Source organism: Geodermatophilus sp. SYSU D00766, assembly GCF_054049915.1.
The window spans coordinates 1-19,782 of the sequence record NZ_JBJGYI010000010.1 but is presented as its reverse complement, the minus strand read 5'-3'; the positions used below and the strand labels follow the sequence as shown (position 1 = coordinate 19,782).

Here is a 19,782-nt window from a genome sequence, read left to right as displayed (position 1 = left end):
CTCAGACTCCAGCGGTCACGGGGACGTCGGCCAGGTCGGCGGGGGCGGTGAGCCGGCCGGTGAGCGCGGTGGCGGCCGCGACCGACGGGGACACCAGGTGGGTGCGCCCGCCCTTGCCCTGCCGGCCCTGGAAGTTGCGGTTGCTGGTCGAGGCCGACCGCTCCCCCGGCGCCAGTTGGTCGGGGTTCATGCCCAGGCACATGGAGCACCCGGCTCCCCGCCACTCGGCGCCGGCCTCGGTGAACACCCGGTCCAGGCCCTCCGCCTCGGCCTGCAGCTTGACGCCGACGGACCCGGGGACGACGAGCATGCGGGTGTGGGCGTCGATGTGCCGGCCGCGCAGCAGCTCCGCGGCGGTGCGCAGGTCCTCGATGCGGCCGTTGGTGCACGAGCCGAGGAAGACGGTGTCCACCTCGATCTCGCGCAGCGGGGTGCCCGGGGTCAGCCCCATGTAGGCCAGCGCCTGCTCGGCGGCGCGGCGCTCGTGCTCGTCGGCGAACTCGGCCGGGTCGGGCACCCGGCCGGTGATCGGCAGGCCCTGACCGGGGTTGGTGCCCCAGGTGACGAACGGCGCGAGGTCGGCGGCGTGGAGCACGACCTCGGTGTCGAAGACGGCGCCGTCGTCGGTGTGCAGCGAGCGCCAGTGCTCGACGGCGGCGTCCCAGTCGGCGCCCTGCGGGGCGTGCGGGCGCCCCTGCAGGTAGGCGAACGTGGTCTCGTCGGGGGCGATCATCCCGGCGCGGGCGCCGGCCTCGATCGACATGTTGCAGATCGTCATCCGCGCCTCCATCGACAGCGCCCGGATGGCGCTGCCGCGGTACTCGATGACGTGACCGGCGGCGCCGTTGGTACCGATCTGCGCGATGACGGCGAGGATGACGTCCTTCGCCGAGACGCCCTCGGGCAGATCGCCCTCGACGGTGACCGCCATCTGCCGGGGCCGCTTCTGCGGCAGCGTCTGGGTGGCCAGCACGTGCTCGACCTCGCTGGTGCCGATGCCGAAGGCCAGCGCCCCGAACGCGCCGTGGGTGGAGGTGTGGCTGTCGCCGCAGACGATCGTCATGCCGGGCTGGGTGAGGCCGAGCTGGGGGCCGATGACGTGCACGATGCCCTGGTCGCGGTCGCCCATCGGGGCCAGCCGGATGCCGAACTCGGCGGCGTTGGCCCGCAGCGCCTCGACCTGCGCGCGGCTCACCGGGTCGGCGATCGGCGCCAGCACGTCGAGGGTGGGGACGTTGTGGTCCTCCGTTGCCATGGTGAGGTCGGGACGGCGGACCGGGCGGCCGGCCGCCCGCAGGCCGTCGAAGGCCTGGGGGCTGGTCACCTCGTGCACGAGGTGCAGGTCGATGTAGAGCAGGTCGGGCTCGCCCTCGGCGCTGCGCACGACGTGCGCGTCGTAGACCTTCTCGGCCAGGGTCTTCGGCACGGGTCCCTCCAGGTGGGTGGTCCCTCGGTGGCCATCTCACGTCGTGGGATGGGAGTATCGCGGTGTGGGACAGCCTAACCCGGTGGCCGTGCTCGACAAAGCCGTGTCGATCCTCCGTGCCGTCGCGCAGGAGCCGGCGTCGCTCGCCGACCTGGTCGGGCGCACCGGGCTGCCGCGCGCGACCGCGCACCGCCTGGCGGTCGCGCTGGAGGGCCACCGGCTGCTGCGGCGCACGCCGGGCGGCGCCTGGGCGCCCGGGCCGGCGCTGGTCGAGTTCAGCCACGGCAGCGTCGACCTCGCCCAGGTGGCCGGCCGGCACCTGGTGGCGCTGCGCGACGCCAGCGGCGAGAGCGCGCAGTTCTACGTGCGCGAGGGCGGCTCGCGGGTGTGCGTGGCGGTGGCCGAGCGGGCGCACGGCCTGCGCGACACCGTCCCGGTCGGGGCGCGGCTGCCCATGACGGCCGGGTCGGCGGCGCACGCGCTGCTGGCGTTCGCGCCCGCCGAGGAGGTCACCCCCCTGCTGCCGGGCGCCAGCTTCACCGCCCGCACGCTGCTCGACGTGCGCCGGCGCGGGTGGGCGCACAGCGTGGCCGAGCGCGAGGCCGGGGTGGCCTCGCTGTCGGCACCGGTGCGCGACCCGGCCGGCGGTGTCCTGGGCGCGGTGTCGATCTCCGGCCCGGTCGAGCGGCTGGGCCGCCGGCCCAGCCCGGAGGTGGTCGGCGCGGTGCTGGAGACCGCGGCCGCCATCGCCCGCGCCGCCTCCTGAGTGGTTCACCTGCGGCCGGATGGGGCGGACACTCCCCGGGCATGACGACGACGGAGCCGGTCCACCGCGGCCGCGCCCGCATCGCCGGGGCCGGGGAGGGCATCGGCCTCGACGAGCTCGCGCTGGCCACTCGCAACCACGGCATGCCGCTGGAGGCGTTGCGCTACGACGTCACCCCGCCGGGTCTGCACTACGTGCTCACCCACTACGACATCCCCGCCGTCGACCCGGGTGACTGGTCACTGGAGGTCACCGGCGCGGTCGAGCGGCCGCTGCGGCTCGGCCTCGACGGCCTGCGGCGGCGCCCCTCGGTCACCGCCCGCGTCCTGTTGGAGTGCGCGGGCAACGGCCGGGCCCGGCTGGAGCCCCGCCCGGTCAGCCAGCCCTGGCTGCTCGAGGCGGTCGGCAGCGCCGAGTGGACCGGGACGCCGCTCGCGCCGCTGCTCGAGGAGGCCGGCGTCGCGCGCGGCGCGGTCGACGTCGCCTTCACCGGAGCCGATCACGGCGTCGAGCGCGGGGTGGAGCAGGACTACACCCGCGGTCTGCCGCTGGCCGAGGCGCTACACCCCGACGTCCTGCTGGTGTGGGCGATGAACGGCGCGCCGCTGCCGCCGCAGCACGGCGCCCCGCTGCGGCTGCTGGTCCCCGGCTGGTACGGCATGGCGCATGTGAAGTGGCTGACCCGCGTCGAGGTCCTCGACCGCCCGTTCGACGGCTTCCAGAACGCCGTGGCCTACCGGGTGAAGGTGACGGCGCAGGAGGCCGGCGTCCCGGTCACCCGGATCGCGCCGCGGGCGCTGCTGGCCCCGCCGGGCTTCCCCGACTTCATGACCCGGGAGCGGTTCCTGCACCCGGGTCCGGTGAGGCTCACCGGGCGGGCCTGGTCGGGCCGCGCGCCGGTGACCGCCGTGGAGGTCAGCGCCGACGGGGGCACGTCGTGGGCGCCGGCCGACCTGGCCCCCGCCGACCCCGCGCACCCCCACGCCTGGCGGGCCTGGACCCGCACCTGGGACGCCCGCCCCGGCAGGTACGAGCTGGTGGTGCGGGCCGCCGACGAGCAGGGCCCGCAGCCGCTCGAGCAGCCCTGGAACCGCCAGGGCATGGCCAACAACCTCGTCCAGCGGGTGCCGGTCACCGTCCTGGACGGCTGATCCCGTCGAGAGCGGGCCGCGGGGCGTGTGGCAGTGCCCGCGCGGCCGCCTCGGCCAGCGTGTGGGTCCCGCACTTCTCGCGGATGTGCTCGGCGTGCTTGCGCACCGTCCCGCGGGCGATCCACAGCGCGGCGGCGATGTCGTCGGTGGACAGCCCGGCCCCGGTCATGGCCAGCACCTCCCACTCCCGCGGCGTCAGCCGGGGCACCCCGGCCCGCCGCCGCTCGGCCAGCAGGAAGAGCTCCTGCAGGTGCGGGCGGGCGAGCTCGAGCAGCCGCCGGTCGCGCTCGGTGAACGGGTTCCCGTCCCCTCGCGTGAACAGCAGCCGACGGGCCTGCCCCGGCGGCGCGGGCAGCGACACCATCAGCTCGGCGGTGAGGTCGGCTAGGCACTCCGCACTCATCGGGTCGGCCCGCCGGGCCCGCTCGGTGGGGAACAGGTCGCCGCTGTGGATCACGCTGCGCAGGTCGCCGGTGCGCTGTGGCCAGCTGCACATCGAGGACCAGAACAGCTGCCAGAAGCGGTCGTGCTCGGGGTTGAGCTCGGGTGTGAGCTCGGGCCGCACGACCTCCCGGGCGCCGTCGGGTCCGACCCCCTGGAGCAGCAGGCTCTGCCGGCGCCGGTGGTCGTGCACCTGGTAGCTGACGTCGACGTCGCAGGGGACCAGCCGCCGCAGCCCCGCGAGCAGGACCCAGGGCAGCGCCGGGCCGGGATCGTCGCGCGCGGCGGCCTGCAGCACCTCGAAGAGGCGGTCGGCGTCGCCCTCGCGCAGGTGTCCGGGACCCATCGCCGCTCCCGTCGTCGACCGGAGGGCGCCGACGGTAGACCCGCCCGCCGCCCGGCGGGGATACGCCCGGCGGCGTATGCCCTCCCGGGCCCGCGGCGGTCACCGTCGTCGGCACCGGGCTCCCCGTCCGGCTCTCCGCACCAGGGACCTCGCCGTCCCGGGAAGGTCGCCCCGTGACCACCGCCCTCCACCGGCCCGCCGCCTGGGCCGCCGCCCACCGCACCCTGCTGGTCCTGGTCGCCGTCGCGGTCACCGCGGCGATCGCCGCAGCCGTCGTGCTGTCGGTGCTGCTCGGCACCGACGACGCCGCCGTCACCGCGCCGGCGCCGGTCCCCCAGACGTCCGACGACGGGCCCTGCGCCCTCCCCCGCGGGATGACCGTCACGCTGGCCCGGCTGATGTGCTGACGGCCACCGGCGACCGGCGCGGGGGGTCCGCGCCGGTCGCCGGGGTCAGTGCCCCCGGGCCTGCGGCGTGCCGCTGCCGTCGTCCTCGGGGTCCTGCCGGTCCGGCGGGGCCTCGACGACGATCGGGCGCAGCCGCGACCACAGCACGAAGGCCGCGGCGAAGACGACCATCGCGAGTCCGGCCCACAGGTTGGCGTTGAGGCCGCCGGTCAGCTCCTGCTCTTCCTCGGTGTTGCCGAACAGGCCCACGAGGACCAGCACGATGCCGTAGGCGCCGATGAGGAACGCGATGACGTTGCGGACGTCGAAGGCGCCGGCCGCGTGCGGCGACCCGCCGGTGTGCGAGGTGCTGCTGCTCATGACCGTGCTCCTGACGTCAGCGGAAGATCACGTTGAGGATGATGACCATGACCAGCGCGATGCCGGCGAGCTTGGTCGGCGACTGGTACCACGGCAGCCGGTGCGCGTCGGGGTCGGTGCGCTGCTCCTTGGGCGTCTCGGAGTAGACCAGGCCGGCGAGCTGGGCCACCGGCTTGGGCGCGGTCACCTGGCTGACCGCGACGCTCACGATGATGTCGACGACGAACGCGGCGCTGGCGGCGACGAAGCTCGCGCCCTGCCCGGTCAGCGGGAGCACGCCCACCGACACCGTCCCGAACGCGTCCTCGCTGAGGAAGGCGACGGCGACCGCGGCGAACGTGCCGGAGACCAGGCCCGCCCAGCCGGCGGTCGGCGTCATCCGCTTCCAGAACATGCCGAGGATGAACGTGGCGAACAGGGGGGCGTTGAAGAACCCGAACAGCGTCTGCAGGTAGTCCATCAGGTTCGTGTAGCCCGACGCGATCAGCGCCGTCCCGATGGCGGCCACGGTGGCGCCGACCGTCGCCCACCGGCCCACGGCGAGGTAGTAGCCGTCGGGCCGATCCTTCTTCACGTACTGCTGCCACAGGTCGTAGCTGAAGACGGTGTTGAAGGCGGAGATGTTGGCCGCCATGCCCGCCATGAACGCCGCCAGCAGACCGGCCAGGGCCACACCGAGCAGGCCGTTGGGCAGGGTGTCGCGGATGAGCAGCAGGATCGAGTCGTTGTAGTCGAAGTCCGTCGAGGAGCTCGCGCGGGCCTCGGCGACCTCCGGCACCAGCAGCGTGGCGATCATCCCGGGGATCACGACGATGAACGGGATGAACATCTTCGGGTAGGCACCGATGATCGGCGTGCTGCGGGCCGCGGACATCGACTTGGTCGCCATCGCCCGCTGCACCTCGACGAAGTTCGTCGTCCAGTAGCCGAACGACAGCACGAAGCCCAGGCCGAAGACGATGCCGATCACCGACAGGACGGGGCTCTCGATGCCGGAGAGCTCCGTGGCCGGCCACGAGGTGAGCTCCTCGGCCCGGCCGGAGCTGTTGTACCCGTCGATCAGCCCGCCGACGCCACCGACCCGGTGCAGGCCGATGAGGGTGAGCGGCAGCAGCGCGGCGACGATGACGAAGAACTGCAGGACCTCGTTGTAGATGGCCGCCGACAGCCCGCCGAGGGTGATGTAGCTGAGCACCACCGCGGCCGCGACGATCAGCGACAGCCACAGCGGCCAGCCCAGCAGCGCCTCGACGATCGTGGCCAGCAGGTAGAGGTTGATGCCGGCGATGAGGATCTGCGCCAGGGCGAAGCTGAGCGCGTTGACCAGGTGGGCGCCGGTGCCGAACCGGCGGCGCATGAACTCGGGGACGCTGCGGACCTTCGACCCGTAGTAGAAGGGCATCATCACGACGCCGAGGAACAGCATGGCCGGGACCGCGCCGATCCAGAAGTAGTGCATGGTGGCCATGCCGTACTGCGCGCCGTTGGCCGACATGCCGACGATCTCGACCGCACCGAGGTTGGCCGAGATGAACGCCAGCCCGGTCACCCACGCCGGCAACGAGCGGCCGGAGAGGAAGAAGTCGAGGCTGTCGGACACCCGCCGCCGCGCCGCGAAGCCGATCATCAGCACCACGCCGAAGTAGGCGGCCACGAGCAGGTAGTCGACGAAGGTCGCGTCGAGTCTCAGGTCCACGGAGGCCTCCAGTCCGGGTCGGTCAGGTCAGGCGCCGGGCACCCGCCGAGGGGACCACGACGAAGGAGCGGGGGGCACTCGCACGTTCGGTGACGGCCGTGCCGACGGCGTCCACGGCGTCGGCGTCGACCAGGGCGACGGCGCTGCCGCCGAAGCCGCCGCCGACCATCCGGGCACCGTGGGCGCCGGCGTCCAGCGCCGCCTCGACGACGGCGTCCAGCGCGGGCACCGAGACCTCGAAGTCGTCGCGCAGCGAGACGTGCCCGGCGGTGAGGACCGGCCCGATCGCGCGCGGGTCGGCGCCGCCGCGCAGCAGCGCGACCACCTCGGCCACCCGCGCGTCCTCGGTCACGACGTGGCGGGCCCGGCGCAGCAGCACCGCGCCTTCCTCGCTGCCGTCGTCGAGCGGGGCGAGGTCGGCCACGTCGTGCACGTCGCACAGCAGCTCGACGCCGAGGCGCCGGGCGGCCTCCTCGCACTGCCGGCGGCGCTCGCCGTAGCCGCTCTCGGCGTGGTCGTGGGTGGTGCCGGAGTCGACGACGAGCAGCGCCAGGCCGGCGGCCTCGAGGTCGAGCGGCACCTGGTCCCAGCTGCGGTCGCGGGTGTCGAGGTGCAGCGCGTGGCCGGCGGTGCACAGCACCGACGCCGACTGGTCGAGGATGCCGGTGGGCGCGCCGACGAAGTCGTTCTCGGCCCGCCGGGCGACCTCGACGAGGTCGTCGGGGCCCAGCCCCAGGCCGAGCAGGTCGCTCACCGCCAGGGCGACGGCGCACTCGAGGGCCGCCGACGACGACAGCCCGGCGCCGGAGGGCACGTCGCCGTCGACGACCAGGCTCAGCCCGCCGGGCACGGACGCGCGCACCTGCTCGACGACGCCGGCCGGGTAGCCCGCCCAGCCGCCGGGCGTGCCGGGGGTGAGGTCGGCGACCGCGACGTCGGCGTCGGACCCCGGGTGCTGCAGGGAGGCGAGGACCAGCCGGCCGTCGTCGCGGCGGGCGACGGCGGCCCGCGTGGTGTGCGGCAGGGCGACGGGCAGCACGTGCCCACCGTTGTAGTCGGTGTGCTCGCCGATGACGTTGACCCGGCCGGGTGCGGCCCAGACGCCCTCGGGCGCGGCGCCGAAGCGGTCGGTGAAGGCCTGCGCCGCGCGGGCCGCCGCCGTCGCGTCGTCGGGGACGCCGGTGTCGGGGGCGGCGCTCACGGGACCACCACGGCCCGCAGCTGCTCGGCGACGTCCTCGGGGTTGGTGTCGGTGATGAACGCCCCCATGCCCGACTCCGAGCCGGCCAGGTACTTGAGCTTGCCCGGCGCGCGGCGCAGCGAGAACAGCTGCAGGTGCAGCCACCAGTCCTCGCGGCCGGTGTGCACCGGGGCCTGGTTCCAGGCGGCGATGTAGGGCATCGGGGTGTCGAAGCGGTGCGCGAAGCGGCCGAGCACGTCCAGGTAGATCGCGGCGAGGTCGTCGCGCTCGGCGTCGTCGAGGGCGGGCAGGTCAGGCACCCGGCGGGTGGGGAACAGCTGCACCTCGTAGGGCCAGCGGGCCGCGGCGGGCACGAAGGCCACCCACGAGTCGTTGGCCGCCACCACCCGCGGGCCGCTGCGCTCGGCCTCGACCACCTCGGCGAACAGGTCGCCGCCGGTGGCCTCCCGGTGCCGGCGCACCGAGGTCAGCAGCCGCTCGACCCGCGGCGTCACGAACGGGTAGGCGTAGATCTGCCCGTGGGGGTGCGACAGCGTCACCCCGATCTCCTCGCCGGAGTTCTCGAAGCAGAACACCTGCTCGACGCCGTCGATCGCGCCCAGCTCCGCGGTGCGGTCGGCCCACACGTCGACGACCAGGCGCGCCCGGTCGCGGCCCAGGCCGGCGAAGTGCTGGTCGTGGTCGCTGGTGAACAGGACGACCTCGGTGCGGCCCAGCCCGGGGCGCAGCTCGGCCAGCGGGGCCCCGGGCGCGGTCGGCGGGAGGTCGGTGTCGACCCCGGTGGACAGCGACGGGAAGCGGTTCTCGAAGACGACGACCTGGTACTCGGAGTCGGGCACCTCGGTGGGCCGGCCCGGCCGGGAGGGGTCCAGCGGGCACTGGTCGGCCGGCGGCAGGAACGTGCGGGTCTGCCGGTGCGCGGCGACCACCACCCACTCGCCCAGCAGCGCGTCCCAGCGCAGCTGCGAGCGGGTGCTCACCGGCGGCAGGTCGCGGGCGTCCTCGGCGGCGTGGGCGCCCTCGGCGGGAACGCTGCCGTCGGCGTCGAAGTAGATGATCTCGCGGCCGTCGGCCAGCCGGCGAGAGGTCCGGATCACCCTGCGCTACCTCCGTCCACGGGCCCGGTGAGGAGGGGCCCCGCGAACGCTATTCCCCCCGCCGATCACGGTCCACTCGGGCCCGGGGACGGCGAGAGCCCCCGGTCGGTGACCGGGGGCTCTCGCTGCGCTGTAGCCCCGAAGGGATTCGAACCCTCGCTACCGCCGTGAGAGGGCGGCGTCCTGGGCCGCTAGACGACGGGGCCGTGCGGTGGTGCGGTCGTGCTCTGAGGAGGTGGTGCTTCCTCGCTGGGGTACCAGGACTCGAACCTAGACTAACGGAGCCAGAATCCGTCGGGCTGCCAATTACCCCATACCCCAAGGTCTTGGCCGGCACCTCGCGGCGCCGGGGAGAACGATACCCGACGTCCCGGACGCCCGTGTCACCACCCCCGGGCCCGCGGGTCGGGGGCCGGGACGCGCAGGTCCCGCGCGCCCGTGAGCAGCTCGTACCGCAGCCGCCGGCGCGAGCCCGCGACCGCCGCCACGTAGGCCCCCATCGCCAGGACCGTGAGCAGCAGGGACACCAGCCCGACCCCGGGTGCCACCTCGTCGGTGGCCACCCCCTCCCCCAGCGTCCCGGCCAGGATGAACACCACCACGTTGTTGACCGCGTGCAGGACGATCGCCGCCTCCAGCCCGCCGGTGAGCCACACCACGGCCGACGCGGCCAGGCCGAAGACGAACCGGTCGAGGAAGGTGACGACGTCGCCGGGCGCGTGCGCCAGCGAGAACAGCGCGGCGGTGACGACCGCGGCCGTGACCGCCCCGGTGCGCGGGTTCCCGAGCCACCCGGCGATCGCCTGGCTGAGGTAGCCGCGGAACACGTACTCCTCGGCGGCCGACTGCAGCGGCGTGGTGAGCACCACGACCAGCAGCAGCCAGGCGAGGTCGTCGACCGGTCCGGTGGCGCCGGTCTCGCCGAAGGCGAAGCCCAGTCCCACCGACACGGCGATGCCGACGCCGAGGGTGGCCAGCGCCAGCAGCGTCAGCGGCGCGAGCAGCCGCCAGCGCACCCGCGCCAGCACCGACGACGACCAGCCCGGCCGCATCCCGTGGGCGACCACCCACAGCAGCCACACGATGGGGATGGCGACGATCAGCGAGAGGTTGGTGAGGAGCAGCACGCCCGGGTCGACCAGGTCCAGCAGCTGCAGGTCGGGCTCGACGCCGGTCAGCAGGACGGCGAGCACGACGACGAACGCCGCCACGGCGTAGGCGACGGTGAACAGCAGCAGGCCCAGCAGCGGCCGCCACCACGCCCAGTCCCGCGCGCGCATGACCAGCAGGTAGGGCACCGGCACGTCGTGCGGCGGGGTGCCCGGCGGCGGCGCCAGCACGACCCCGGGCGGGAACGGGGCGGGCCCGTGCGGGCCGGGCGGGGGTGGTGCCGGCCAGGCGTGGCCCGGCGGCAGGGGCACCGGTCCCAGCGGCCACGGCACCGGCCCGGCGGGGGCGCCGGGACCGGCGCCGGCCCAGGGCGGCAGTCCCGCGCCGAGCGTGCCGGGCACCCGCGCCGGCGCCCCGTAGGGACCGGTGGGCGGCGGGCCGGTGTAGGGCTCGTCGGCCGGGTCGCCGGTCCACGGCCTGCCGGGGAGGCCGCCGGGCGGGGTGCTCATCCGCGGGTGTGGGTCTCGCGGGCGCTCTCCAGGCGGCCGACCGTGCGGTCGCGGCCGAGCAGCTCGATGGACTCGTAGAGCGGCGGGGAGACCGTGCGGCCGCTGAGCGCCACCCGCACCGGCCCGAACGCCTGGCGCGGCTTGCGACCGAGGCCCTCGACCAGCGCCTCCTTGAGCGCCTGCTCGATGCGCGGCGTCGTCCACTCCTCGAGGCCGCGCAGCGCGGCCGCGGCGGCGTCGAGCACCTCGCCGTCCTCGGGCCGCAGGTTCTTGGCCGCGGCCGCGGGGTCGACCTCGACGTCCTCGGTGAACAGGAAGCCCAGCAGGCCGACGGCGTCGGAGAGCACCACCGTGCGCTCCTGCGCCATCGGCGCGATCGCGCGCAGCACCCGGTCCTGCTCGGGCGTGGGCGGGTCGGTGACCAGGCCGGCGCGGGCGAGGAAGGGCACCACCCGGGCGACGTAGTCCTCGACCGGCAGCGCGCGCACGTGCGTGGCGTTGATCGCCTCCGCCTTCTTCAGGTCGAAGCGGGCCGGGTTGGCGCTGACCCGGGTGACGTCGAAGGCCTCGACCATCTCGGCCGGGGAGAACACGTCGCGGTCGTCGGCGATGGCCCAGCCGAGCAGCGCCAGGTAGTTGACCAGGCCCTCGGGCAGGAAGCCCCGCTCGCGGTAGACGTCGAAGTTCGACTGCGGGTCGCGCTTGGACAGCTTCTTGTTGCCCTCGCCGAACACCAGCGGCAGGTGCCCGAACCGCGGGGTGCCCGTCGCGACGCCGACGTCGGTGAGCGCCTGGTACAGGGCGAGCTGGCGGGGGGTCGAGGGCAGCAGGTCCTCGCCGCGCAGCACGTCGGTGACGCCCATCAGGGCGTCGTCGACCGGGTTGGTGAACGGGTAGAGCGGCACGCCGTTGCCGCGCAGCAGCACGAAGTCGGGCACCGACCCGGCGGCGAAGCGCACCTCCCCGCGGATGAGGTCGGTCCAGACCAGGTCGGTGTCGGGCATCCGCAGCCGCAGCACCGGCTCGCGGCCCTCGGCGCGGAAGGCCGCCTTCTGCGCGTCGGTGAGGGAGCGGTCGGCGTTGTCGTAGCCGAGCTTGGGGTCCTGCCCGGCCGCCCGGCGCCGCGCCTCGACCTCCTCGTTGGTGGAGAAGGACTCGTAGACGTGCCCGGCCGCCACCAGCTTCGCGGCGACCTCGCGGTACACCTCGTGCCGCTCGGACTGCCGGTAGGGGCCGTGCGGGCCGCCGACCTCGGGGCCCTCGTCCCAGTCCAGGCCCAGCCAGCGCATGCAGTCGAGCAGGTGCCGGTAGGACTCCTCGGAGTCGCGGGCGGCGTCGGTGTCCTCGATGCGGAAGACGAAGGTGCCGCCGGTGTGCCGGGCGTGCGCCCAGTTGAACAGCGCCGTGCGCATGGCGCCGACGTGCACCAGGCCGGTCGGCGAGGGGCAGAAGCGGGTGACGGTCACCGGGCACCGCCGGCGGTGGAGACGGAGTCGGCGCCGCTGACGCCGTTGACCAGCGAGCCCAGGCCCTCGACGGCGCACTCGACGCGCTGGCCGGGGCGGATCGGGCCGACCCCGGCGGGGGTGCCGGTGAGGACGACGTCGCCGGGCAGCAGCGTCATGACCTGGGAGATGTAGGAGACCAGCGTCGGGACGTCGAAGAGCAGCTGGCTGGTGCGGCCGGCCTGGCGCTGCTCGCCGTCGACGGTGCAGGTGATCTCCAGGTCGGCCGGGTCCTTGCCCAGGCCGCGCAGGTCGGTCTCGATCCAGGGCCCCAGCGGGCAGAAGGAGTCGAAGCCCTTGGCGCGGGTCCACTGCCCGTCGGCCTTCTGCATGTCCCGCTCGGTGACGTCGTTGCCGATCGTGTAGCCGAAGACGGCGGCCGGGACCTGCTCGGGGGTGAGGTTGCGGGCGCCGGTGCCGCCGATGACGACGGCGAGCTCGACCTCGTGGTGGACGTTGGTGCTGCCGGCGGGGATGCGGATGGCGTCGCCCGGGCCGATCACCGACGTCGAGGGCTTGAGGAACAGCAGCGGCCGCTCCGGGGCGTCGCCGGTGTCCATCTCCTTCACGTGCTCGGCGTAGTTCTTGCCGACGCAGACCACCTTGCTCGGCAGGATCGGCGAGAGCAGCCGCACGTCCGCCTGCGCGAAGCGCCGGCCGGTGAAGGACAGGGTGGCGAAGGGGTGGCCCTCGACCTGGGCGACCTGGCCGTCGCCGTCGAGGACGCCGAAGGACAGGCCCGAGGGCGAGGCGAAGCGGACGATGCGCACGCCGTCGAGGCTACTGACCCCGCGGGGCGCCGCCGTCCGGCCTACGGTGACCGTCGTGGCCTGCCGCCTGAGCGAGATCGTCGTCGACAGCCGCGACCCCGAGGCGCTGGCCGCCTGGTGGGCGGAGGTGCTCGGGTACCGGGTGCTCGGCCGGGACGAGGACGGCGCGGTCGAGATCGGCCCGGAGGCCGGGTTCGGCGGTGCGGCACCCACCCTGGTCTTCGCCCCCGTCGAGCACTGGGAGCCGGGGAAGCCGCGGCTGCACCTCGACGTCAACGCCACCGACCGCGACCAGGACGCCGAGCTGCAGCGGCTGCTCGACCTCGGCGCCACCCCCGCCGACGTCGGGCAGAGCGGGGAGGAGAGCTGGCACGTGCTCGCCGACCCCGAGGGCAACCCCTTCTGCCTGCTGCGCCGCCGGCTCGACCCGCTGTGACACTGTCGTCCTCCGGACGACACCGCGGCCAGGAGCCGTCCCCGACCGGGCGGAGCCCCCTCGGCCGCTCCTGCGCGGAGCCCTCCGGGCCCCACTCGGATCGACCACAGGAGATGCCGTGATCCTGATCGTCATCAAGTTCCCCGTCCGCCCCGACCGGATCGAGGAGTTCCGGGCGAAGGCCGACGAGTACGCGGCGGCGGTGAACGCCGAGGAGGGCAGCCTCTTCTTCGAGTGGTCGCGCAGCGTGCTCGACCCGAACACGTTCGTCTGCGTCGAGGGCTTCCGGGACTCCGACGCCGGCGCCTCGCACGTGGCCACCCCGCACGCGAAGGCGGCGTTCGACTGGATGTCGGACCTGGTCGCCGAGCAGCCCCAGATCATCTACGTGGACGCGCCGGAGGTCAGCGGCTTCGGCCCGATGGGCGAGGTGAAACCCCGCGGCTGAGTCCCGGGGCCGACTCCGGGCGCGACAGCGTGCGCTCAGATGCAGGCCGTGCGCTCTCCGCTGCACCTCAGCGCACGCTGTCCCCGCCCAGCAGCCGACGGCGGGCCCGGTACGTCGCCAGGACGTCGCGCCGGCACTCCCCCGGCGCCGTCGTCAGCCTGCGGTAGCCGTAGCGCAGCGTCTGCCAGCCGACCGCCGCGAGCAGCGAGTCGCGGCGGATGTCGGACTCCCGCTGCCGGTTCGAGCCGTGCCAGGCGGCGCCGTCCAGCTCCACCGCGAGCATCGCGTCCTCGTAGGCGGCGTCCAGGACGAACGTCTCCGGCCCCACGGCGATCCGGCGCTGCTGCGTGAAAGCCGGCATGCCCGGCGCGCGCAGCACGTGGAGGCAGCCCCAGATCTCGAGCTCGCTGCGGCACCCGTCGGCCAGCAGGCCCACCAAGCCGGCGAGCTGCGCCCTACCCGGCAACCGCGTGCTCAGGTCCAGCTCGTACGCGAGGTCGGCGGGGCGGCACAGCCGCTGCCGGACCGCGGTGATCGCGGCGGCCCGGACCTCGCTCCTCGCGGGCGGCGGGTTTCCCCACGCGTCGACGACGGCCCGCTCGACCGACGTCACCGGCAGGCCGTCGACGCGCCGTCGGTCGGCCAGGGCCCGGGAGTTCCGGTGCAGCACGACGCCGGCCGACCCTCGGGCGCTGCGGCGGTCCTCGACGGTGACGTGCACCGGGCCCGCCGGCGGGGGCACGAGCCCCCACAGCGCCAGCGCCGTCCCGTGGCTGGCCACCCCGCCGCGGCCGGTGAGCGCCGCCGCCACCCGCACCCGCCACCTCCGGGCCGCTGCGGGCGTGGCGAACACGCCGGGCTGGAGCCGGACCAGCTTCCCGCCGGTCACCCACGCGGAGAGGGTCCGCGCGCTCGTGCGACCGAGCAGTTCCGCCCGGGTGGCCCAGCCTGCGGGCCCGACGACGGCGTCCACGTCCATGCCGGGCACCCTGCGCGAGCACGGCACGCAGGGTGCCCGGCCGGCGGGATCTGTGGACGGCCGGCGACGGTGTGCGCGGCGGTGCGGTCACCGGCGCCGGAGGTGCACCAGCGCTGTCGTCAGCGGCAGTGGACGGCGTAGGTGAGGGCGTCGACGAGGGCGTGCCAGGAGGCCTCGACGATGTTGGCGTGGACGCCCACGGTGGTCCACTCCCCCACGCCGTCGGTGGTGTCGACCAGCACCCGCGTCGTCGCGCTCGTGCCGCCCTTCCAGCCCAGGATGCGGACCTTGTAGTCGGCCAGCGAGACGTCGGCCAGCTCCGGGTGGCGGCTCACCAGCGCCTGCCGCAGCGCGTTGTCCAGCGCGTTGACCGGGCCGTTGCCCTCGGCGGTGCTGATCACCCGCTCGCTGGTGCCGTCGGGGCCGGGCAGGTGCACCTTCACCGTCGCCTCGCTGACGACGACGCCGTTGCCCCAGTGCTCGACGGTCGTCCGGTAGCTCTCCAGCGTGAACAGCGGCGCCGGGGCACCGGGCAGCTGGGAGCGCAGCAGCAGCTCGAAGGAGGCGTCGGCGGCCTCGAACGACCAGCCGTCGGCCTCGAGGACCTTGACCCGGTCGACGACGCGGCCGACGGCGTCGGCGTGCCCGGCGAGGTCGACGCCGAGCTCGCGGCCCTTGAGCTCGACGGAGGCCCGGCCGGCCATCTCGGTGACCAGGATGCGCATGTCGTTGCCGACGACGGACGGGTCGAGGTGGTTGTAGAGCTCCGGGCTGACCTTGATGGCGCTGGCGTGCAGGCCGGCCTTGTGCGCGAACGCCGAGGCGCCGACGTAGGGCTGGTGGTCGTCGGGGGCGATGTTGGCCAGCTCGGCGATCGCGTGGCTGACCCGCTGCAGCTCCGCGAGGCACTCCGGGGGCACCACCGGCAGGCCCATCTTGGTCACCAGGTTGGCCACCAGCGCGAACGTGTCGGCGTTGCCCGCCCGCTCCCCGTAGCCGTTGGCGGTGCCCTGCACGTGCGTCACGCCGGCCTCGACGGCGGCCAGCGAGTTGGCCACGGCGCAGCCGGTGTCGTCCTGGCAGTGGATGCCCAGCCGCCCGTCGACGCGGGAGCGGACGTCGGCGACCACCCGGCCCACCCCCATCGGCAGCATCCCGCCGTTGGTGTCGCACAGCACGCCGACCTCGGCGCCGGCGTCGAAGGCGGCCTGCAGCACCGCGACGCCGTGGTCGGGGTCGGCGGCGTACCCGTCGAAGAAGTGCTCGCAGTCGACGAACACCCGGCGGCCGTGCGCGACGAGGAAGGCGACGGTGTCGGAGACCATCGCCAGGTTCTCCTCGAGCGTCGTCCGCAGCGCGTCGCGCACGTGCCGCACGTCGGACTTCGCGACGAGGCAGACCACCGGCGTCTCGGCGTCGAGCAGGGCGCGCACCTGGGGGTCGTCCTCCACTCGGACGCCGGCCTTCCGCGTGGCGCCGAAGGCGACGAGCACCGCGTGCCGCAGCTTGAGCTCGGTGCGGGCGCGGGCGAAGAACTCGGTGTCCTTGGGCAGCGCCCCCGGCCAGCCGCCCTCGATGTAGCCGACGCCGATCTCGTCGAGCAGGCGGGCGACGGCGAGCTTGTCGGCGACGGAGAAGCTGATCCCCTCGCGCTGGGCGCCGTCGCGCAGCGTGGTGTCGAAGACGTGGAGGTCGGCGGGGGTGGCGGGGCGGTCGGTGGCCACGGGTGCTCCCGGGGGTTCGACGGCGATCAGGCCCCTCACACGAGAAAGACCCCCCGGGAACGGGAGGTCTGCGCGCGGTCGGGGAGGTGACCGCGCGCTAGCAGATGATGAGGGTGCTGCCGGTGAGGTGCATCACCGCGGAGTCTAACCCCGGGTCCCTCACCGGCCGGCGAGGGCGGCCAGCCGGTCGCCGACCTCGGTGGTGCGCACCGGGCCGCGGGGGTCGCGGGTGGACAGGTCGAAGGCGACGGCGGCGTCGACCCGGCGCGCGAGGTCGGCGTGGCCGAGGTGCTCGAGCAGCAGCCCGATCGAGAGCACGGTCGCCGTCGGGTCGGCGACGCCCTGCCCGGCGATGTCGGGCGCCGAGCCGTGCACCGGCTCGAACATGGCCGGGTTGGTGCCGGAGACGTCGAGGTTGCCGCTCGCCGCCAGGCCGATGCCGCCGGTGACCGCCGCGGCGACGTCGGTGACGATGTCGCCGAAGAGGTTGTCGGTGACGATGACGTCGTAGCGGCCGGGGTCGGTGATGAAGAACATCGACGCCGCGTCGACGTGCTGGTAGGCGACGGTGACCTCGGGGAACTCCGCGGACACCTCCTCCACGGTCCGCGACCACAGCGACCCGGCGTGGGTGAGCACGTTGGTCTTGTGGATCAGGGTGAGGTGCCGGCGGGGCCGGGCGGTGGCCCGCTCGAACGCGTAGCGCACGACCCGCTCGACGCCGAAGGCGGTGTTGAGGCTGACCTCGGTGGCCACCTCGTGCGGGGTGTCGCGGCGCAGCACGCCGCCGTTGCCCACGTACGGGCCCTCGGTGCCCTCGCGCACGCACAGCATGTCGATCTCGCCGGGCTCGGCCAGCGGGCTGCGGACGCCGTCGAAGAGCCGGGCCGGGCGCAGGTTGACGTGGTGGTCGAGCTCGAAGCGCAGCCGCAGCAGCAGCCCCCGCTCGAGGATGCCAGGCGGCACGCCCGGGTCGCCGATGGCGCCGAGCAGGATCGCGTCGTGCCCGCGCAGCTCGTCGAGCACGGTGTCGGGCAGCAGCTCCCCGGTGCGCTGCCAGCGGGCGGCACCGAGGTCGTAGGCCGTCGTCTCCAGGTCGGGCGTCACCGCACCGAGGACCTTGAGGCCCTCGGCGACCACCTCGGGGCCGATGCCGTCTCCCGCGATCACAGCCAGGCGCATGGCGAGGACCCTAGGTCAGCGCGGGTCCAGGTCGGCCGAGCGGGCCTCGCGCGCGCCGATGCGGCTGGCGATGTCGCCGAGCAGCTCCGCCCCGACCGGGCTGTCGACGACGACGGCCATGAGCGCCTCGCCGCCGCGGGTGGTCCGGCTGACCTGCGCGCCGGCGATGTTGATCCCGGCCTCGCCGAGCGCCGCGCCGACGGTGCCCACCACCCCGGGCCGGTCCTGGTAGAGGAAGAACAGCAGGTGACCGGACAGGTCGAGGTCCATGTCGAACCCGTCGACCTCGACCAGCTTGGGCACCTGGTTCTTGCCGAAGAGGGTGCCGGCGACGGCGACCTCGCGGCCGTCGGCCATCACCCCGTGCACCCGCACCAGGTTGCGGTAGTCGGGGCTCTCGACGTCGCTGGTGAGCGACACCTCCAGGCCGCGCTGGGCGGCCAGCAGCGGGGCGTTGACGTAGGTGACCTGCTCCTCGACGACGTCGGAGAACACGCCCCGGAGGACGGCGAGCTGCAGCACCGAGGCGTCGAACTCGGCCAGCTTGCCCCGGACGTCGACGGTGACCGACTGCGCCAGCCCGCCGGCGACGGCGGTGAACACGGTGCCCAGCTGCTCGGCCAGCGGCAGCCCGGGCCGGACGTCCTCGGCGACGACGCCGCCGGCCTGCACGTTGACCGCGTCGGGGACGAACTCGCCCTGCAGCGCCAGGCGCACCGAGTGGGCCACGGCGGTGCCGGCCTTGTCCTGCGCCTCCGTCGTCGAGGCGCCCAGGTGCGGGGTGACGACGGTGGTGGGCAGCCCGAACAGCGGGCTGTCGGTGGTGGGCTCCTGCGCGTAGACGTCGATGCCGGCGGCGCCCACCTGCCCGGAGCGCAGCGCGTCGGCGAGCGCGGCCTCGTCGACCAGCCCGCCGCGGGCGGCGTTGACCAGGATCACGCCGCGCTTGGTGGTGGCCAGCTCCGCGGCGCCGATGAGGCCGAGGGTCTCCGGCGTCCTCGGGAGGTGGATCGTGATGAAGTCCGCCTCCCGGAGCAGCTCCTCCAGCGACACCATCCGCACGCCCAGGCCGGCCGCGCGGCCGGGCTGGATGTAGGGGTCGTAGGCGACCAGCGTGGTGCCGAAGGCGGCCAGCCGCTGGGCGACGAGCTGGCCGATCCGGCCGAGACCGACGATGCCGACGACCTTGTCGGCGACCTCGACGCCGGTGAACCGCGACCGCTCCCAGGTGCCCCGGCGCAGCGAGGCGTCGGCGGCCGGGATCTGCCGGGCGGCGGCCAGCAGCAGCGCGACGGCGTGCTCGGCGGCGCTGACGACGTTCGACGTCGGGGCGTTGACCACCATGACGCCGCGCTCGGTGGCCGCGGCGACGTCGACGTTGTCCAGGCCGATGCCGGCGCGGGCGACCACCTTCAGGCCCGGCGCGGCGGCCAGCGCCTCGGCGTCGATCCGCGTCGCGCTGCGGACGAGCACCGCCGCCGCGTCGGCGAGGGCGGGCAGCAGCGCGGACCGGTCGGCGCCGTCGACGTGGCGGATCTCGACCTCGTCGCCGAGGACCTGCAGGACGCTCGGGGCGAGCTCCTCGGCGATCAGGACGACGGGGCGCTGGGTCACGGGGCCCCAGCGTAGGGAGGAACGCCGGTCCGGGCCGGTCACGGGCCGGTCACGGGCGGGGAACTTCCCGTCCCAGGGGCCACGACACCCCGCCGACGGGGTAGGACCTGTTTGCCGTCGTCCGGGGCTCCACAGCATCCTGGCGGCCAGCAGCGCCGGCACGGGCCGACGCCTCCGGAGGGGACCATGACCGACTTCAGCAAGGACCAGGGCCAGGGCCGGGACCCCGGGCAGGGTGGCGCCTCGCCGTACGGCGGGCAGGACCAGCCGTACCGCGGGCAGGAGCAGCCGACCGGCTCGTCGCAGTACGACCCGCAGGGGCAGTCGTCCGGCCAGACCCCGGACCAGCCCTCCGGGCAGCAGCCGGGGCCGTACGGCCAGCCCGGGCAGTACACCCAGCCCTACACCCGGCAGCCGCAGCCCCCGCAGCAGGAGTACGGCACCCAGCAGTACGGGCAGGGCGGCTACGGGCAGCAGTACGGCCAGGAGCAGTACGGCCAGGAGCAGTACGGCCAGGAGCAGTACGGCCAGGAGCAGTACGGCCAGGAGCAGTACGGCCAGGAGCAGTACGGCCAGGAGCAGTACGGCCAGGAGCAGTACGGCCAGGAGCAGTA

Annotated in this window: 18 protein-coding genes, 2 tRNA genes and 1 pseudogene; 6 read left to right on the top strand and 15 right to left on the bottom strand. The window is 74.7% G+C overall.

Annotation, left to right across the window (positions count from 1 at the left end; translation table 11 throughout):
• Position 1 precedes the first annotated feature (1 nt).
• Positions 2-1,426, bottom strand: a complete 1,425-nt coding sequence (gene leuC / locus ACI8AD_RS10300; RefSeq protein WP_456870434.1) for a 3-isopropylmalate dehydratase large subunit — start codon at positions 1,424-1,426, stop codon at positions 2-4.
• Positions 1,427-1,508: 82 nt separating this feature from the next.
• Between leuC and ACI8AD_RS10295 the strand changes: the two genes are divergently transcribed.
• Both ACI8AD_RS10295 and ACI8AD_RS10290 read left to right on the top strand, forming a co-directional pair.
• The gene (locus tag ACI8AD_RS10295; protein WP_456870433.1) at positions 1,509-2,192 is read left to right on the top strand and encodes an IclR family transcriptional regulator; all 684 of its coding nucleotides are present in this window, start codon (positions 1,509-1,511) and stop codon (positions 2,190-2,192) included.
• 41 nt (positions 2,193-2,233) lie between these two features.
• Positions 2,234-3,343 (top strand): sulfite oxidase, encoded by a 1,110-nt coding sequence (locus ACI8AD_RS10290; protein WP_456870432.1) that lies wholly within the window; start codon positions 2,234-2,236, stop codon positions 3,341-3,343.
• Here the strand turns inward: ACI8AD_RS10290 and ACI8AD_RS10285 are convergent.
• The gene (locus ACI8AD_RS10285; RefSeq protein WP_456870431.1) at positions 3,324-4,130 is read right to left on the bottom strand and encodes a helix-turn-helix transcriptional regulator; all 807 of its coding nucleotides are present in this window, start codon (positions 4,128-4,130) and stop codon (positions 3,324-3,326) included. The two genes, ACI8AD_RS10290 and ACI8AD_RS10285, sit on opposite strands and share 20 nt — an antisense overlap.
• 173 nt (positions 4,131-4,303) lie before the next feature.
• On the opposite strand from ACI8AD_RS10285, the gene ACI8AD_RS10280 reads away from it, so the two are divergent.
• Positions 4,304-4,537, top strand: coding sequence for a hypothetical protein (locus tag ACI8AD_RS10280; RefSeq protein WP_456870430.1), 234 nt, complete (start codon positions 4,304-4,306; stop codon positions 4,535-4,537).
• Positions 4,538-4,582: 45 nt separating this feature from the next.
• On the opposite strand, the gene ACI8AD_RS10275 is transcribed toward ACI8AD_RS10280, so the two are convergent.
• From ACI8AD_RS10275 to ACI8AD_RS10235, 9 genes are all read right to left on the bottom strand, one after another.
• Positions 4,583-4,897 carry a hypothetical protein gene (locus tag ACI8AD_RS10275; RefSeq protein WP_456870429.1) on the bottom strand — a complete coding sequence of 105 codons (315 nt, stop codon included), beginning with the start codon at positions 4,895-4,897 and terminating at the stop codon, positions 4,583-4,585.
• Between the two features lie 16 nt (positions 4,898-4,913).
• Entirely contained in the window at positions 4,914-6,593 is a 1,680-nt protein-coding gene (locus tag ACI8AD_RS10270) for a sodium:solute symporter family protein (RefSeq protein ID WP_456870428.1), read from the bottom strand.
• 22 nt (positions 6,594-6,615) lie between these two features.
• Positions 6,616-7,794: a galactokinase gene (gene galK, locus ACI8AD_RS10265; protein WP_456870427.1), complete on the bottom strand. Its 1,179-nt coding sequence runs from the start codon at positions 7,792-7,794 to the stop codon at positions 6,616-6,618.
• On the bottom strand, positions 7,791-8,891 hold the full coding sequence (gene galT, locus ACI8AD_RS10260) for a galactose-1-phosphate uridylyltransferase (protein WP_456870426.1): 1,101 nt from the start codon (positions 8,889-8,891) through the stop codon (positions 7,791-7,793). The genes galK and galT overlap by 4 nt, the downstream gene beginning before the upstream one ends.
• A 133-nt stretch (positions 8,892-9,024) precedes the next feature.
• A tRNA-Glu gene (locus tag ACI8AD_RS10255) sits at positions 9,025-9,097 on the bottom strand.
• A gap of 43 nt (positions 9,098-9,140) precedes the next feature.
• A tRNA-Gln gene (locus ACI8AD_RS10250) sits at positions 9,141-9,212 on the bottom strand.
• Between the two features lie 62 nt (positions 9,213-9,274).
• Positions 9,275-10,510, bottom strand: coding sequence for a CPBP family intramembrane glutamic endopeptidase (locus ACI8AD_RS10245; protein WP_456870425.1), 1,236 nt, complete (start codon positions 10,508-10,510; stop codon positions 9,275-9,277).
• Entirely contained in the window at positions 10,507-11,976 is a 1,470-nt protein-coding gene (gltX, locus tag ACI8AD_RS10240) for a glutamate--tRNA ligase (RefSeq protein ID WP_456870424.1), read from the bottom strand. The genes ACI8AD_RS10245 and gltX overlap by 4 nt, the downstream gene beginning before the upstream one ends.
• Entirely contained in the window at positions 11,973-12,785 is an 813-nt protein-coding gene (locus ACI8AD_RS10235; protein WP_456870423.1) for a fumarylacetoacetate hydrolase family protein, read from the bottom strand. The genes gltX and ACI8AD_RS10235 overlap by 4 nt, the downstream gene beginning before the upstream one ends.
• A 55-nt stretch (positions 12,786-12,840) precedes the next feature.
• Between ACI8AD_RS10235 and ACI8AD_RS10230 the strand changes: the two genes are divergently transcribed.
• Together ACI8AD_RS10230 and ACI8AD_RS10225 are read left to right on the top strand one after the other, a co-directional pair.
• Positions 12,841-13,221, top strand: coding sequence for a VOC family protein (locus ACI8AD_RS10230; protein ID WP_456870422.1), 381 nt, complete (start codon positions 12,841-12,843; stop codon positions 13,219-13,221).
• A 118-nt stretch (positions 13,222-13,339) separates the two neighbouring features.
• Positions 13,340-13,669 carry a putative quinol monooxygenase gene (locus ACI8AD_RS10225; RefSeq protein ID WP_456870421.1) on the top strand — a complete coding sequence of 110 codons (330 nt, stop codon included), beginning with the start codon at positions 13,340-13,342 and terminating at the stop codon, positions 13,667-13,669.
• A 67-nt stretch (positions 13,670-13,736) separates the two neighbouring features.
• Here ACI8AD_RS10225 and ACI8AD_RS10220 read toward each other — a convergent pair whose 3' ends face one another.
• The 4 genes from ACI8AD_RS10220 to serA form a co-directional block, all read right to left on the bottom strand.
• Entirely contained in the window at positions 13,737-14,648 is a 912-nt protein-coding gene (locus ACI8AD_RS10220) for a DUF559 domain-containing protein (protein WP_456870420.1), read from the bottom strand.
• A gap of 119 nt (positions 14,649-14,767) precedes the next feature.
• Entirely contained in the window at positions 14,768-16,372 is a 1,605-nt protein-coding gene (gene cimA, locus ACI8AD_RS10215; RefSeq protein ID WP_456870419.1) for a citramalate synthase, read from the bottom strand.
• Positions 16,373-16,531: 159 nt separating this feature from the next.
• Positions 16,532-17,554 (bottom strand): 3-isopropylmalate dehydrogenase, encoded by a 1,023-nt coding sequence (locus ACI8AD_RS10210; RefSeq protein ID WP_456870418.1) that lies wholly within the window; start codon positions 17,552-17,554, stop codon positions 16,532-16,534.
• A gap of 15 nt (positions 17,555-17,569) precedes the next feature.
• Positions 17,570-19,168: a phosphoglycerate dehydrogenase gene (gene serA, locus ACI8AD_RS10205; protein ID WP_456870417.1), complete on the bottom strand. Its 1,599-nt coding sequence runs from the start codon at positions 19,166-19,168 to the stop codon at positions 17,570-17,572.
• A 186-nt stretch (positions 19,169-19,354) separates the two neighbouring features.
• Between serA and ACI8AD_RS10200 the strand changes: the two are divergent.
• Positions 19,355-19,782: pseudogene (locus ACI8AD_RS10200) on the top strand (hypothetical protein); the annotation flags it as partial.

Excerpts from the sequence above, each read along its gene's own strand:
- ACI8AD_RS10245 (WP_456870425.1), bottom strand. The coding sequence starts at position 10,510 with ATGAGCACCCCGCCCGGCGGCCTCCCCGGCAGGCCGTGGACCGGCGAC.
- ACI8AD_RS10285 (WP_456870431.1), bottom strand. The coding sequence starts at position 4,130 with ATGGGTCCCGGACACCTGCGCGAGGGCGACGCCGACCGCCTCTTCGAG.
- ACI8AD_RS10220 (WP_456870420.1), bottom strand. The coding sequence starts at position 14,648 with ATGGACGTGGACGCCGTCGTCGGGCCCGCAGGCTGGGCCACCCGGGCG.
- ACI8AD_RS10275 (WP_456870429.1), bottom strand. The coding sequence starts at position 4,897 with ATGAGCAGCAGCACCTCGCACACCGGCGGGTCGCCGCACGCGGCCGGC.
- ACI8AD_RS10290 (WP_456870432.1), top strand. The coding sequence starts at position 2,234 with ATGACGACGACGGAGCCGGTCCACCGCGGCCGCGCCCGCATCGCCGGG.
- ACI8AD_RS10210 (WP_456870418.1), bottom strand. The coding sequence starts at position 17,554 with ATGCGCCTGGCTGTGATCGCGGGAGACGGCATCGGCCCCGAGGTGGTC.